Annotated in this window: 11 protein-coding genes; 5 read left to right on the forward strand and 6 right to left on the reverse strand. The window is 44.2% G+C overall.

The window, feature by feature from the left end:
* The first annotated feature begins 69 nt into the window (after positions 1–69).
* The 5 genes from EYR97_RS15680 to EYR97_RS15700 all read left to right on the forward strand — a co-directional run bounded on the left by EYR97_RS15680 (position 70) and on the right by EYR97_RS15700 (position 6,454).
* Positions 70–915, forward strand: a complete 846-nt coding sequence (locus tag EYR97_RS15680; protein ID WP_131094604.1) for a DUF6689 family protein — start codon at positions 70–72, stop codon at positions 913–915.
* A 154-nt stretch (positions 916–1,069) separates the two neighbouring features.
* Complete coding sequence (locus EYR97_RS15685; RefSeq protein ID WP_131094605.1) at positions 1,070–1,909, forward strand: GAF domain-containing protein; 840 nt, start codon at positions 1,070–1,072, stop codon at positions 1,907–1,909.
* A 78-nt stretch (positions 1,910–1,987) separates the two neighbouring features.
* On the forward strand, positions 1,988–5,146 hold the full coding sequence (locus EYR97_RS15690) for a serine/threonine-protein kinase (RefSeq protein WP_131094606.1): 3,159 nt from the start codon (positions 1,988–1,990) through the stop codon (positions 5,144–5,146).
* A complete protein-coding gene (locus EYR97_RS15695; protein WP_131094607.1) occupies positions 5,139–5,828 on the forward strand; it encodes a sensor histidine kinase in 690 nt (229 codons plus the stop codon). Before EYR97_RS15690 ends, EYR97_RS15695 begins: the two co-directional genes overlap by 8 nt.
* A complete protein-coding gene (locus EYR97_RS15700; RefSeq protein WP_131094608.1) occupies positions 5,825–6,454 on the forward strand; it encodes a response regulator transcription factor in 630 nt (209 codons plus the stop codon). The genes EYR97_RS15695 and EYR97_RS15700 overlap by 4 nt, the downstream gene beginning before the upstream one ends.
* Before the next feature lie 254 nt (positions 6,455–6,708).
* Here EYR97_RS15700 and EYR97_RS15705 read toward each other — a convergent pair whose 3' ends face one another.
* The 6 genes from EYR97_RS15705 to EYR97_RS15725 form a co-directional block, all read right to left on the reverse strand.
* The gene (locus EYR97_RS15705) at positions 6,709–9,156 is read right to left on the reverse strand and encodes a S8 family serine peptidase (RefSeq protein ID WP_131094609.1); all 2,448 of its coding nucleotides are present in this window, start codon (positions 9,154–9,156) and stop codon (positions 6,709–6,711) included.
* 204 nt (positions 9,157–9,360) lie between these two features.
* Positions 9,361–9,909 (reverse strand): hypothetical protein, encoded by a 549-nt coding sequence (locus EYR97_RS15710; RefSeq protein WP_258313261.1) that lies wholly within the window; start codon positions 9,907–9,909, stop codon positions 9,361–9,363.
* A 281-nt stretch (positions 9,910–10,190) separates the two neighbouring features.
* Positions 10,191–10,367 carry a hypothetical protein gene (locus EYR97_RS21930; protein WP_165478069.1) on the reverse strand — a complete coding sequence of 59 codons (177 nt, stop codon included), beginning with the start codon at positions 10,365–10,367 and terminating at the stop codon, positions 10,191–10,193.
* A 247-nt stretch (positions 10,368–10,614) separates the two neighbouring features.
* Entirely contained in the window at positions 10,615–11,967 is a 1,353-nt protein-coding gene (locus EYR97_RS15715) for an alkaline phosphatase PhoX (RefSeq protein WP_131094611.1), read from the reverse strand.
* A 179-nt stretch (positions 11,968–12,146) separates the two neighbouring features.
* A complete protein-coding gene (locus tag EYR97_RS15720; RefSeq protein WP_131094612.1) occupies positions 12,147–14,726 on the reverse strand; it encodes a GGDEF domain-containing phosphodiesterase in 2,580 nt (859 codons plus the stop codon).
* 640 nt (positions 14,727–15,366) lie between these two features.
* Positions 15,367–15,967: EF-Tu/IF-2/RF-3 family GTPase (locus EYR97_RS15725; protein WP_242635054.1), on the reverse strand; the 601-nt coding region annotated here is incomplete at its 5' end.

Here is a 15,967-nt window from a genome sequence, read left to right on the forward strand (position 1 = left end):
GCCATTATATTAATTGATAATGGCACCATTTTAGGTTAAATTTTAACCAATACTGAAAGAGGTCATCCTATGATGTTTACTGCGATGAAATTCAGACAACTTACCACCGTTGTTGCCACCACAGCTCTACTTTTGTTTTCCACTGCACAAGCACAGGTAGTTACACCTGCAACTCTCACTGTCGACGACAATAAGATTCAGGCCAAACTGACGCTAAGCAGCTTAATTGAAGTAGATTTAACTGTAGAGTTCGAAAACAGTATTGGCCTTAATGCTAACAACATTGACATTACCGCTGAGCTGCTTGACCCCACAGACTTGACCATTACAGACCGCCTGCCCTCAGCACTAACAAGCGCTGTTTCGGGTTTTCCGGTTCTTGTATCAATCTCTCCGAAAGCTGACGCCGGTTTTGGATTTGAAGGTTTGGCTATGGTTGAGCTTTACACTAAAGCTATTCACTACACGCCAACCATTCCATGGCGCTTGTTTACGTCTCACGACGGTGGCGAGTTTGAAGACATAACAACGTTAACGTCATCAGGCAGTTTTCGTGCACGTGGCAGCACAGGACAATTTTCAGATTTTATTATCTTATTAGACAATCGCCCATCAGCTTCTGTTATCAATGACAAAGTTGCTTCTTTAAGCACGATCGTAAATGGCAATCGCAATAAAATTGCTGCGCTATTAGAAGCAGCCATAGACAGTGGAATAAACGATGTCCAGTCGGCATTGGCGGTAAACGATGACGATGCGGCACTGGCTGCTGTAGATAGCCTTATATCGCTTATTGATAATGCGTCTGGCAATGAAATTGCAGATGTATGGCGCTCAAGTGGTGACGTTGTGAACGTGAAAGGTTTACTACTCACTCAGCTACAAACATTACGCTTTAGCTTAAGAACATTGTAAATCAAGCTAGAGACTGAAACGTTTAATTGCGTCGAAACCAGAGCAATTAAACCAGCGTTTGGCGTCACTGATAAGCAAGAATCTCTCTTATTTGTGTAATTTTACACAAACAGATGGGAGGAGATGGCACCAGTGACGCGACGAGGAATATGCCATGCCGTTACAAATAGCCTTTACAGAAGATAACGGAAGCGTAAGTGAGCACTTGCTTTTTGAAGGTCGCGAGTACCAGGTCGGCCGCTCTGAAAGCGCGGACATCGTTATTCCCCACCCCCAAGTTTCTCGCTCTCATATTGTACTACGAGCTAATAAACAAGCTGACAACGATCACGTTTGGCAGCTAAATGACATGAGCTCTACAGGGTGCTTCAATGCGGGAGTTCAGATAAAGCACCTGACGCTAGACAAGCCCCATGTATTACAGCTTGGTCCAGTACCCTGTGAATTTACTCCCCTTGCGCTCAATAATGTGGTCAAGCTTGATAGCCAACGGGAGTGGAGAAAGCAACAACTAAAGCAGTACCAAACGCAGCTTCAACAGTGTAATAGCAGTACTGCTCTTATTAACCTTGCCAGAGAATGTTTAACCCAATCATTAGGGTGTGAACGAGCTTCACTCATTTTGTTTGATAAGATAAATAACTATCAACTCGGGGTGGGCTACGAAAGCTGGATGCAAGGTGAGGACTTTACTGGTAGCCGCACCATTATCAATCAGTGTATGCAAGCCAATGTAATTCGAGCCATTGGCAATATTGTTTGCGACAACTCACTAAATAAGCAACATAGTATAATCAGTCACGGCATTCAGGCTGCCATCTGTGTACCTGTTTGTATTGATGAAAAGCCCGTTGGCGTATTGTACGCAGACTCGACGCTGGGACGCCGCTACTTCACCCAAACGGACATAGATTTTGCCACCTCTTTAGCGAATATGATTTCGATGCGTTTGTTATTCCACACAATTGAGCATAAACTTTCACTTATAAGCTAAAATAAAACAACAATTTTAGCGGTGCAAATGGTCAATCAATTGCGTCGTTGTAGTAATTAGTGGAGTGTGAGGAAGGCTTTGAACGGGCCCGATGTATTCTCGTCGCAAATCAATTCTCTTAAAACTGAGGCGCTAGCTTTAGGGACTTCTATTGCGCCAAATTCCCGTCTAGTTAACCGGTTTCGGATTGTTGAGCAACTTGGTTCAGGTGCTCAGGCCACCGTTTTCAGCGCCATCGATGAATTACTTGATGTTAAAGTTGCACTTAAGGTCATTGAAGGTGGCGCCAGCGACCCGGTTAAAATGCAAACCATCCGCAATGAAGTCAACATCGCTAGACAACTACAGCATCCTAATATCATCCGTGTTCATGACGTTTTCTCTGACGGAGATACCGCCTTCTTTACAATGGCGTTTATTGAAGGCGAACCTCTGTATACACGCATTCAAAAACCTATCAGTAAAGCTGATTTCGACAAGTGGCAGCAACAGCTCGTTGAGGCACTTTTGGCCTGTAAATCGATAGGCATTAAACATGGCGATATAAAGCCAGACAATATTCTTCTCGATCACAATGCAGACATTAAACTGATCGACTTTGGCATTGGTCAAAGCACGGCGTCTGGCGCTCAGACGAGTGGCCACCAAAGATACACCGCTCCTGAAGTCATCCAAACTGGAAAAGCGAGCGAATATTCTGACACCTATAGCTTAGGAAGAGTGTTAGAAGACATGCTGGGCTGTGTCAAAAAGGAAGGACTGGGCTTTTCTCATTACCTGTGGACGAAAAAACGCAAAGCTTGTATTGACCAGTTAACACACCATTTGCCTGCGAAGAGACTCTCTTTGGAGCAGGCGGCGAACATCAGCTCATCAGGCGATAATGGCAGTGCTAATATAACGTACAAAACGCTTGTCACCTTTTCCGCCATTGCCATATTGGTACTTGTAATTAGCGCCAGCATTTTTTCTTACTCTTGGTATAAAAAAGCGCAACCCAAACTGGTCTCTGATACCCCTATTCAGCTACTAGTATTAAATGACCCTCAATATCCACTTTTAGATACGATAAATACGTTGCTGCGCTATCCACTGTCTACTCACCCTCACATTGTGTTAGATGATAAAGCGCAAACCCGAAAATTGGTGTCTAACTTAGCGTTATCCCCATTTAATAACGACAATGACAGAGTAGACTTAGCAGCTTCAACGTCGGTAAACAGCGTATTGTTACTTGATGCTACGCCTACCAGTAGCGATAGTTACTTACTTCACGCCAGCGTACTTAGTATGCCTGCTAACGAAGCTATTTTTACCGTGTCGCACAATGTAAATGCAAACACCCTGTCCGATGATCTAAGTGTATTTGCCAACAAGCTTATTCAATCGTTATTTGACGCCATCGAAACGCCATCGCCCCAACCACTTCCTGACTTACGCTACCTTGATGCTTTGGATACCGCTTGGCAAAAAGGAGAAGCGTTAAATAGCGCAGACACCGTTGAGGCGATTATAGCAACTACACCGGACTATCCGGGTGGATGGGTGGCGAAGGCTCGAAACGCTTTAAATACGGGTGACTATGACGGTGCTAGGCAGGCGTTAGAGACCTTAAAACGACTTCCTGACTTGGAAGTGTATTGGCGTTTACAAGGCGAGCTATTAAGAGCAGAGCTAAACGAAGATCTGTCCCTTGCTCAACAATCAATAGATGCGCTTGTTTCTCAGTTCCCAGACAGACCAGACTTACTGTCGATGCGTGCAGACATTTATCAGTGGGCTGGCGAAGATGCCAAAGCAATGTCCGACTATAAAGCAGCTTTAGCCCTTCGTCCCAATAATGGACAATTGTGGTTTGAGCTTGCTCGTCTTCAAATTATTAATGGAGACATTGAAACTGCCACCAGCGACTCATTAACTCGCGCACTCGTGGCGTTCAGGCATTTGAAGGACACCCAAGGTGAGAGCTTAGTGCTAAACGCTTTTGGTATTGCTTACCTGCGTACAGCTGACAATACGGCTGCAGCGCAGTATTTTAAAGACGCACTAGCACTGCGTGATGCAAAAACGCAGCCCTCTCAACGAGCTAAAACCTTAGCCAACCTTGCCATTGCGACATCACTTACTAGCGACTATGCCACCGCAGAGGCGTCGTTAGAAGAAGCGGTAAAACTACTCCACGATTTAGGTGACTTGGCACAAGAAGCCCATGTAAACGATACATTAGGTTTTATGTTTGAAGAGCGAGGCCAGTTCGCAAGAGCGTTGGAGTACTACAAACGTGGCCTTGATATTCGTGTGCAAACCGATGACAAAGTGCTTCAGCCACAAAGCATGAGCAATGTTGCCTATATGCATTTTTTAATTGGGGATATCTCTCTTGCTGAGATTTACTGGCAGCAGGCGAAAATGCTATTTGAAAGAAACGGGGATGAGTCTCACTTACTTCGAACCCATCAAAATCTTGCACAGTTGAGTTTGGTTAAAGGGGACAATAATACCGCCACCACATACTTAACCACTGTCGAGCAACAACTCGGTACACAGCACAATCAAGAAAAGCTTTATAACCACCTGCTATTTAGCTACTTAAACTTTGCAAACGGAAACTTGACCGAAGCCACGCAGCACGCGGCTGACGCAAGGCGCTGGGCTCTGGCTTCTGAAGATACCAGAGCCCAAACCGAGGTATTACTCTGGCAGGGAGAGATGTGTCTACTTACCGCAAACTGGTTATGCCTAGAAAATATCCTTGAAACCGTGACGCCTACCATTAGCGAAGAGCGCCACGAGCAATTTGCCGTTTATCAATGGTTAACATTGGGATTGAAGCATCATAAAGGCACACTAAATAACGAACGAGACGAAATCTACACTACACTTGTCGATAACACCAACGTGCCGGTAATCACTGAAATTAAAATTCTGCTCGACATGCAACAGCGACTTTCTCTAAGTGAAAATAGCAGCGCCATGGAGAAGCTTGGCTTGCTCATTAAGCCAACCTACTACCAGCCGTACCTGCAGTGGCTATACGTGAAGGCGTTACTAAATGATGAAGAGTCCATCGAGAAATTAAAGCAAAAATTAGCGTTATACCCGACTTACTGGCGCAACCACCTTTACTATCGCGCCATACCAGGTAAAGAAGACACGGTGGATGACTTAACATCCAAGTGGCTATCTCAATTGCCTGAACAACAGGTTAGAGACTACAGGAACGCCTATTTTGACTGATTTGGCCGCCGAAATAGAAAATATTAAAGCGTTACAAGCGACACTTCAGGCTCGATTAGATGCCGACCAAGAGGTTTTGCAACAGCTCGCAAAACGATTGTGGGCTCAACAAGAATCAGAAAAAGCGAAGCTTTCTCGTGAATTACATGATGGGATTGGTCAGCTGCTCACAGGGCTGACACGAAGACTGCAAGCATTATCAACCTCATCGCCTGAGCTTGAGGCACTACACGGCATCGCTGAAATGGCGCTAAATGATGTCAGACAATTATCGCGGCTAATGAGCCCAACAATTCTTGATGACTTAGGTCTTAAACCAGCACTTAACTGGCTGTGTCGAAATTTGCTTAGTGATGAAGATATTGAATATCACACCGAGATAACCGTACCGCCTGATCTGCCCAAAGACATAAGCACATTATTATTTAGAATTGCGCAAGAAACGCTGGTTAATGCTATAAAACACAGTGAGGCCACCAACCTTACTTTATCAATTTCTTACCATCATCACGTTATTCGTTTGGATATTCTTGATAATGGTGTAGGGTTTGACAGTAAAGCCATAGAGCCCGGCATTGGCCTTTCTAGTATTCGCGACAGAGCAGAAGCGTTCAATGCGACACTGGAAATAGACTCTGCAGTAGGGCAAGGCACCAGAACAACAGTAACGGTACCCGTATGACAATTCGTGTAGTGCTAGCCGATGACCATGTGCTTATGCGTCAAGGCGTGTCTCAAATGCTAAATGCCAACCCAGATATCAGCGTAGTGGGAGAATGCGACGATGGTGTCGCTCTGATCGCCGCTGTGTTAAAGCTCTCGCCAGATGTTATTTTGATGGACATTTCGATGCCACGTATGAGCGGTCTGGTTGCTATCGATAAAATTCTATCTCAGCGCAGTGACGCGAAAATTCTTGTGCTATCTATGCACAACGAAGTGGAATACATTGAAGCCATGCGCGACGCAGGCGCAAAAGGCTACATATTAAAAGAATCTTCCGGTGAAAGCTTAGTTGCAGCCATCAAGAAAGTTGCCGTAAACAAAACCTGCTTTCCCGATGAACTAACCCAATCACCTAACGATCAATGCCAGAAGCACGTGTCGCCGCTAAGCGTACTAACTAGAAGAGAGCGAGAAGTTTTTTTCTTAGTTGCAGCAGGTAACACCAGTAAGAAGATTGCTGAGCTATTAGATATGAGCCTTAAAACTGCTGAGAATCATCGCAGTAATATCTATAAGAAGCTTAATTTAAGCAGTTCCGCAGAACTTATCAGAATGGCAGGAAAAGCAGGTTTACTAGAATAGTTGATACTTTGTTGTGGGCGTACAACTCTGTTCTTTTCCCCTTTTTACATAATCAGCGAATGCTGATTGCAGTATTTAAAGCCCTAAACAAAAAGAGGGGCCTTACTCCATCTGAAACTCCCTCCTCCCTAAAAATTGCGCAAGGGCCGGTTGTTGCATTCAAAACCCTCAGCAGCAGGGATGCTGCTGTGGAGCGCCCATGGATGGGTTTACCGCGTGTTTTGAATGTTACAACCAGCCCTCGCCTCAAAGGACTAAAGTTCTGCGTATTGCGTTAAGATAAACGCGGCTTCGCCTCTTGATACCCCATTTTGTGGGTTGAAGAAGGCTTTAAGCGTAGGCTGTAGGTCAAATGGACCTTGCTCCACTTTCACTTCCACCTGCATTAGCCCTGCAGCCAGTGCCTGTTGAACATAGCCGCGATACTCAGGTGCAATCGCGTCGGTATCTTCGACTTCCACCGCTTCACCAAGAACAATCGCAATAACCTTCTGTGAGTCAAAGCTTTGCGCTGCATCTTCAAGACCTAATGCTTGAACCATTGAGTACGCCATTTCTTCTTTGCTCACCTGCATGTTGCTACCAAAGAAGTCACCATCAACTTGCATTACGGGCTGCGTATCCATCTCTAAATCTCCCAACACCGCACCTGTCGCTGTCGCAGAGTTTACCGCTGCAGCATTCTCTGCACTCACATCGGTGTAGTTAACTGTGTTACCGTCGTTGGTTTGACGAAGGTTTGCACTAAGCGCTAGCGTATCAGCAAGCTCTATGCGAGTAAGTGGCGCGTTTGGCGCAAAGCCGCTTGCTTTTGCATCCATTAACTCATTAGCAACTACGTACTCAATGAATGGTTGTGCAGGATGGCCTACTACATCATCAATACCGGTATAACCTGATGTGACTAACAAGCGAATATTCACGTCGTTAGTGCCAGGAATACCTACACCGTTTGTAACTCCGAGTGGGTCAACTGACACACCACTAATACTACCAATACCACGGCTGTATAATTTCCATGTACCCGGCATACCTGGTGCAGCTGTACCTACAGAAGAACCTAAAACAGGAAGGCCTATACCAGAGCCATAACGGTTGCCCGCAGGGTCTTCCAGTACAAACGCTGTTGCCGTTTCAATTGACGCGCTCGCCACCACCATAGATACGTCAGACGTTACTTCAAACTCTTCTACAGGTGACTCACCAACGGGTAGGTAAGTCGTAGGTAGCGTAAAGCTATCACCTTCAGCAACGTTAGCAAATGCGTTAAATTCGCGATTCTTCTTCACGGTATCGCCAAATACTTCTTCTCCGTCAAGCACTGCAGTTACCGCAGCATAAGCGTTAACATAACCAGCGCCCACTTCCCACTCGTCCATGCCTGCCATTGGTGTTGCGGTTTCCTGAAGAATACGCTTCACATCTTCCCACTGAAGGTTTGGATTCGCTTCTAGCATTAGTGCAACAATACCAGACACGTGCGGCGCAGCCATTGAAGTACCGCTAGATACGGTATAAAACGGTAGGTGTTGTGGTTCAATCATTTCAGCGTCGTCAGCTGCACTTAAACCGCCTAAGCTAGACAGTGATGCACGAGCAGAAATAACGTCTACACCTGGCGCCGTTACGGTAGGACGGTCTTCCCATGTGAACACTTCACCATCGACAACCGCTTGTCCGCCTTTTCCGTCGACACCGCGAGAACTAAAGTCCGCTAGCTCACCCTGCTTGTTACCCGCAGCCACTGTAATTACCCACGGTGCCTTTTTGAAGTTACCGGTAATTGTCGATTCGCCTGGGCCTGAGTTACCTGCGGAGAACACGGTAATAATACCGTTGTCTGCCAGTGCTTTAGTCACAACGTTTGTTGGATCATCTGGGTTAAATTCTGTACCAACATCGCCAGTATTGCCAAATGAGTTAGAGATAACACGAATGTTATAGTCGAACTGATGTGTCAACGCGTAGTCGAAGCCACCGATAGTATCTAAAATGAATAGACCGGCGCCTGAGCCATAACCAATGATATCTGCACCCGGCGCTACACCTGCATGCAAACCACCACTCTTAGCACCGTTGCCACCTACTGTACCTGCCACGTGCGTTCCGTGACCACCCAAGATATCAGTGTTAGATACGTTTTCTTGGTAAGTGATCGGTAAAATGCCGCTATAGCTATTTAGGTTCACCTGCGCAAGAACATTTTGAACAACGTGATCAGGAAATGCTAAATCACCATGCGTGCCGTCAACACCAGAGTCGTTTACCACTACGCCAATGCCTTTACCCGATACCGGCATACCATTTATACGAATGTCACGGTCAGCCTGCAGCGCCTGTACACCCGTTATCTGGGTAGACTCATGATTTTCTAGTTCTAGTGGGTCATTGTTCCAAACCGACACCACGTCGTCACGTTGATAAAGCGCTTCAACTTGCTGTTTGTTAGCTAACACGCCAACAATAGGCACGTTACGTAGACTAACACCACCAGTGATGCCTAACGATTCCAGAGCTGTGACTTGTTCTGTTGTGACGGGTCCCTTTCCTTCAAATGTAACAATAACTTGTTGTAGTTCTAGTGGCGAAGCAGCAAGCGCATCGGCCAATGTTTGATCGAAAGTTTTCGCATTAACCATGCTCGCTGGTAGGGCACAAGCAATAGCTACTGATAATACTGTTTTTTTATTTAGGAACTTCATAATACACCTCTCTTTGAGTACCCCTAGAGTATTTAGTAACCAAAGAAGCAAAACTATGGGGAGTTCCCCCTATTCGATGTGATTTATAAATGCATCGGAAAAACAGAAATTTGAATAGAAAAAAGCCCTCACAAAAGGAGGGCTAAAAACACCAGCTATCGAGAAACATAGATAGGTTGGAGGGAACGAGGTATAGGAAACACATTAACTTAAAAAAGGGAACTGTTTGCGTTTCCGCATTGAAGCAAACACAAACAACATCAGCATAGCAGTGCCAAGGAAGGCTGGTTCACTCACTTGAGTAGAACCATTGTTTGCACCGCCGGTTTTAACCAATTGAAATAAACTACCAGAACAACGACCATCACCATTTAAATCGTAGACACACGAATCCTCCGCGTTTAATGCAGCGAATCCCGAATAGATAGAAAACTCATTGGTGCTGTTTGTATCAGTAATGAATAATTCAAAACCTTCATTTTCGTCATTGCCGTAAATACCGTCATTTAGATCTGATATTTCGAAGAATGCGATATCTTGCTCGAAGATATCGTAAGTGACGCCATCGAACTCTAACTGAAAGAAAAACGATAGCCATGTATTCATATTGAAATTGGTTTCGTCTTCGTCAAAGGTTATCTGCCCTGTAAGACTCGTTTGCTGTGAACCAGACCCAAGCACGAGCCTCGTAAAATCATACGTGATAACGCCAGCGAGCGAAGGTGTGCTTAGAAGAACAATTACAACCGCCATAAAATGTTTCATTTTGCATCTCGGGTCTAACATACTGTAAACACAGTATGTGCTTCCCCGATTGAAATACATATAGGGAGTTGCCCCTACATCTTATTTGCTTATGGCTAGAAAGCCGAGCGGGTACGCAGCGTCTCTGGTAACAAATTATCATGTACGACCGACGAAAAACGAACAAAAACGTCGGTCTTTTTACCTGCTGAGTGCGAGTTCAGGTCATCACCTACTGGCAGCTACGTCGCCCAAAACAAACTTGGTTAACGTTGATTTCATTAAATATCTTACAGCTGCACTCCTACATGACGATTAGTTCGAAGTTTAGGAGATTTAACTTCTACGCATACTTGGTCGCCATAATAGTTATCAGCGTAATTGCATTGCATTCGAATTGATTGACCAGTGGTAGGTGAAACACGGTGGCTATTCGACGTTGTTAATTTCTTTAATAGTGTGCTCATTTGGCTCTCCTTCTTAAGTTGAGAGCATTATCACTAATCGTCAAAAACCATTAAAGCCAGTTAAATCGATTCAATTAATCAATTAAAGAGATTATAATATTATTGTCTAATCGAAAAAAGGTATAAAAGTAGATCAGATGATTTTTAACTAAAGAAATGACAACAAAAATGTGCATTTAGAATTTTGAAGATAACGACGCCATTTAAAACTAATAAGAGTAAATGACGCCGATATTGAAGATAAAGTTTACCCTTTAAGCCACGGCCCGGTTATCGCTAAGGTTTTCGTTGGTGAGTAAATATTTACGAAAAGCGTATTGCCGTCAGGCGAGAAACACGCGCCAGCCAGTTCAGTTTGAGCATGTAATTTAGCAAAATTATACACTTCGCCATTTGGTGTCACGCCACGCAGATGATTGTCAACGATGTCGGTATACTGATCTTCGCAAACCAGTAAATGACCATTCGGGCACACCGTTAAGTTATCGCCGAAGTTGTACAAGCTCTTGTCTTCGCTTTCCAAAAACAGTTGAAGCTTGTCTTGTTTACCATCAGCGGACGGAACCAGTTTCATTACTTGACCGAGCTGCTTTTGGCCACCATTAGTACAACAAAAATACAGTTCATCTTCTCCCCAATGTATGCCTTCACCGCGAGCGAATAACGCAGCGCCTTTTTCATATCCTCTAGCGCGTAAGTCATCATTCGGGCTTTCTGGATTGTCCAACACTACCCACTCAACGTCGAACCACGTGGCTAGTGGCATGTTTGAAGCACTCCAGTTACGTGTATCAAACTGAGGTTTACCTTTCACCGCCAATGCCTCTAACTGACCGCCCGCTGCCAAGTTGCCGTACTCATTGGGGACAAAGCGATATAGCAAGCTATCGCCTTGATCTTCAGTCAAATAAACAATACCCGATTTAGGGTCCACACATGCAGCTTCATGATTAAATCGCCCCATAGCTTTAAGCGGCTTAGCCTCTATCATATCATCGGCGTTTGCGGGCACTTCAAATATGTAACCGTGCTCTTTATGAACCACATCACCATTAGGCCCGTTAGGACGATCCACCGATTCTTCGCAAGTCAGCCACGTACCCCATGGCGTTATGCCACCTGAACAATTTCTAACCGTGCCAGAGAGGCTAATGAACTCCTTTTCCACAGTCTGCGTTTTGGTGTTGTAAATAATGGTTGTAGTACCACCAGGTAACGACACACCACTCTGATAGCTATCGTAAGCCTTGTGCGATGTGTGACTTTGAATAGACTCTGGCTGCGCAGCAAGATGCTTCGGATGTAGTTCATGGTTGCGAATAAGTGCGACAGTATTGTTCGCGTTTGAATGCACTAAACACCCCATACCATCCGCTCTGTCAGGTACATGCATACCATCAGCCATGGCATTACCTAAAGAAGAAATAATCTTGTAGCTAAACCCCTGAGGAAGGTCTAAGAGACCTTGTTGGTCTACTACCAATGCACCATACCCCTTACTAAGGGGCATAGCTGTGGTACTAATTACTTTCCCAAAAGCGCTTGACGCCAACCCACCAAATGCCAAGGAGCCTACTATAAATTGACGTCTTGTAACCATGCGATGTTCACTTTATTCATTAAAAATACTAAGAGCGTGTTGTCCTTCACAGTACGTTTTTACAGCAAAGTACACTACAAAGGTCAATATGCTTAAGCATACACCACTTTTGTTATAATGTAACACCACTACGACGAATTGATGCTACCTGTACACGCCGTACTAGATATAAGCATGCTCTATGTAACAGCCTGTGAGAGACAATCCTTATTTTCAAGGTCGATTTGTTGCCAATGTGACACTGGTAGTGGCTTAGAGAAGTAATAACCTTGGAATCTATCGCAACCGCGCTGTGCAAGATACGATAGCTGAGATTCGGTTTCCACGCCCTCGGCCACACATGTTACGCCCAGCGCTTTGGACATCTCAATTATTGCATCAACAATTTGTGATGCTTTCCCACTATTTTCTTCACAGATATCATCTACAAAAAACTTGTCAATTTTTAGCTCTGCAATGGGAAGCTCTTTTAAATATGCCAAACTTGAGTAGCCCGTCCCAAAATCATCAACAGAAAAACGAAAACCAAATTTCGCGAGTTCTAACATAGTCTGTTTGACTAATTGAATATCCACCACTAAGGCAGTTTCAGTTAGCTCCAACACGAGCATTTGAGGAGGAATACCATGCTTTTTAACTCGTGCTAGCAAGCTTGATGCAAAATCTGGCAATATAATTTGTCTCGCACTAATATTGATGGCAATGCTTGCATCAATACCTTTTGCGATGAACTCTTTCAGTACCAGCAACGTTTTATCAAGTACAACTTCCCCAATATCACAAATAATATGGCTCTCTTCAGCAATAGGGATGAAGTCTCCGGGGCTCACCCACCCTAGCTCGGGTGATTGCCATCTTACTAGGGCCTCAAAAGAAGTTAGGTAACCCTCTTGGTCAACCTGTGGTTGCAAAGCCAATGACAACTCATCGCGTTGTATCGCTAGCTTTAATTTTTCCTTTATTGCGAGGTAGCGGTCAAATTCTTCAATACCGTCTCCAGATATGTGGCACAAGCCAAATGGCGCTGACTTTTTAGCAAGTTTAACTGCATGCTCAAGAACATTGATCACCGATTCCAATGTTTGTTCAGCCGGATTAAAGATGGCACTACCTAGTGAGGCACTGAGAGAGAAGTTATTTTTGTCTATTTTAACTTCGTAATGACGAGGGTTTAGTAATGCGTTTTCAATGAGACCTGGATCGAAGCGGTAAACATCCTTTTTCCCATAGGTTTTTTTGGACAACACGATGAAGCTGTCGCCGGAGTATTTATAGATATCGTAATCTTGGCCAATGATGAATAGTAATTTTTCTGCGATAACTTGAAGTGCCTTATTACCGTTTGAAAATCCAAGGCGTGTGTTAAATTGCGCCATGTTGTCCATGTTAAGCAATAGAACATGAACATAGTCATTGCGCGTGGCAGAACGAACCATGAGGTCTTGAAACTCTTTTTGGAACCACTGGCTATTACGTAAATGGGTGACTGGGTCTGTATAGGCTAGATTATAGATGGCGTCTTGTGCCTCAATGCGTTCGCTAATATCGCGGATAACCCCTACATAACGTTTCTCGCCTAAATCAGAACTTTCAGAAAGCGAGAGCTCCATTTGAAATATAGAGCCATTTTTGCGTTTCGCAGGTAGCTGTCGGCCTACACCAATGATTTTCGCGTTGCCCGTCTGTTCATAGTACTTCATGTATTTCTTATGATTTATAGCGTAGGGCTCAGGCATCAAAATTTCAACAGGCATAGAAACGAGTTCATCATAGTTATAACCAAACATTCTCTGTGCCACATCATTACAATGCTTTATGGTTCCATTTACATCAATACTTATTACTGCGTCGTTTATACTATTGAGGATATTTTGAATACGTCTGGCGCGCTCTTCACTGATTGAAACGGTTTTCTTGTATTCTGTAATATCTTCGAAAGCACCAAAATAGCGCTTTAGTTTTCCTTGGCTGTCATATTCGCCCTTCCCTGACGTTCTTACCCATTTCGTGGAACCACTTGAATCTACTATTTGAAACTCATCATCATAAGGTACGTTATTTTCTACTAACGCAGAGAAAGCCTTTTTGATTCTGTGATGTGAGTCCAGTGTGTAGAAGGCCATAGCCTTGTCTTTCGTCATTCGTTGGCCAACGGCAACATTATGGATACGATACACCTCGGGCGACCAATAAAGCACATCACCATCAGGGTAAAACTCCCACGCACCAGTGCTAGAGATTTTACTTACCTCATCTAGCAGTGCCATATTATGGTTTGTACGTATTTCTAAATAATCTTTTTGAATACGCATAGCGAAAAGTTTTGCTTGCACAGAGAAGGTATACTGAAATTTATGAATGTCTGGTTGAGCGTTTTTGTAGATGGCAACCAGGATACCAATGTCTTCGCCATGTTCATTGAATATTCCTGCTCCCAAATAAGCCTGGGCATTAAGCTCTACCAGAGCGGAATCGTGTGGAAAAGTATTGCAGACATCTGATGCATAGCTACACGCACCAGTTGTAAGTACTTGCTCACAAGGAGAGCCCACAAGTCCATACTCAGTACTTTCCAATTTGATGTTATTACTAACACCTACTAATACCTTTACCGTATTGCTATTGCGTGCACCCAAAAATAAGTAGTCGGCCATCAATTGATTGTTGAAAGCGATGAGTTCGTCGTAAAAATCCTTTTTGTGTTCTAGCACGATAGAAGTAAATTCTTCTTCGCCAAACACTGACTTAAATGAAAACATTGATTCCCTCGTTTACAAAAGCTTACTTGATTAGCCTAGGTGATAGTGTTGAAAGCGCGCAACATACACTGATATACATCGCGATTGTTTGCGGCATATCAAACTATAAGAGTAGTTGTTTGTTTCAAAGCTTCAAATTAAGATTAACTTAAGATTTGTCGCGATAAAATATGAGAACAATTTGAAGGTCATGAGCTTTTTTGTTCTTAAATTTGTGTAGTTTGCATCCGCTGCTTAGCAGTTATGATGGTGCTGCGAAGCCACTAACTCAAAAGCACAGGCGGGTTTACCGAGTGTTTTTTCCTTTCCCAATACGCTTTGCTATGCCTCAAGAAGGGAGTGAGAGTTGTGTCCTCTGAAACCCTACACCGAAGGGATGCGGTGTCAGAGCTCCGACATAAAAGCAGGGATGGCTTAACGGCGTGTTCCCCTTCCACTACAAGTTTTCGTTTTACGCAGAGTAAAGGGAGTGAGTGTTTTGCTCTCTGAAACCCTACACCGCAGGGATGCGGTGTAGGAGCCCCCATGGATGGGTTCACGGCGTGTTTCAGAGGGCACAACACTCACAAACCAAACCACAGGCATAAAAAAACGCGCACCTAAGTGCGCTTTTTTGGATACTTATGTTGCTAAGTCTAGATTAGTCTAGGATCTTAGATACAACACCAGCACCTACTGTACGACCACCTTCACGGATCGCGAAACGAAGACCTTCTTCCATCGCAATCGGAGCAATTAGCTCAACTTTGAATTTAAGGTTGTCACCAGGCATTACCATTTCTACGCCTTCTGGAAGCTCTACAGCACCAGTTACGTCAGTTGTACGGAAGTAGAACTGTGGACGGTAGCCTTTGAAGAATGGAGTATGACGACCACCTTCATCTTTAGATAGTACATAAACTTCTGCTTCGAAGTTTGTGTGTGGAGTGATTGAACCAGGCTTAGCTAGTACTTGACCACGCTCTACGTCATCACGCTTAGTACCACGTAGTAGTACACCAACGTTCTCACCAGCACGACCTTCGTCTAGAAGCTTACGGAACATTTCTACACCAGTACAAGTCGTCTTAGTTGTATCTTTGATACCAACGATTTCTACTTCTTCACCTACTTTAACGATACCTTGCTCAACACGACCAGTTACTACTGTACCACGGCCTGAGATTGAGAATACGTCTTCGATTGGAAGAATGAACGGCTTGTCGATTGCACGCTCTGGCTCTGGGATGTATGAATCAAGC

The sequence above is a fragment of the Alteromonas sp. KUL42 genome (genome assembly GCF_006538325.1).
Lineage (GTDB): Bacteria > Pseudomonadota > Gammaproteobacteria > Enterobacterales > Alteromonadaceae > Alteromonas.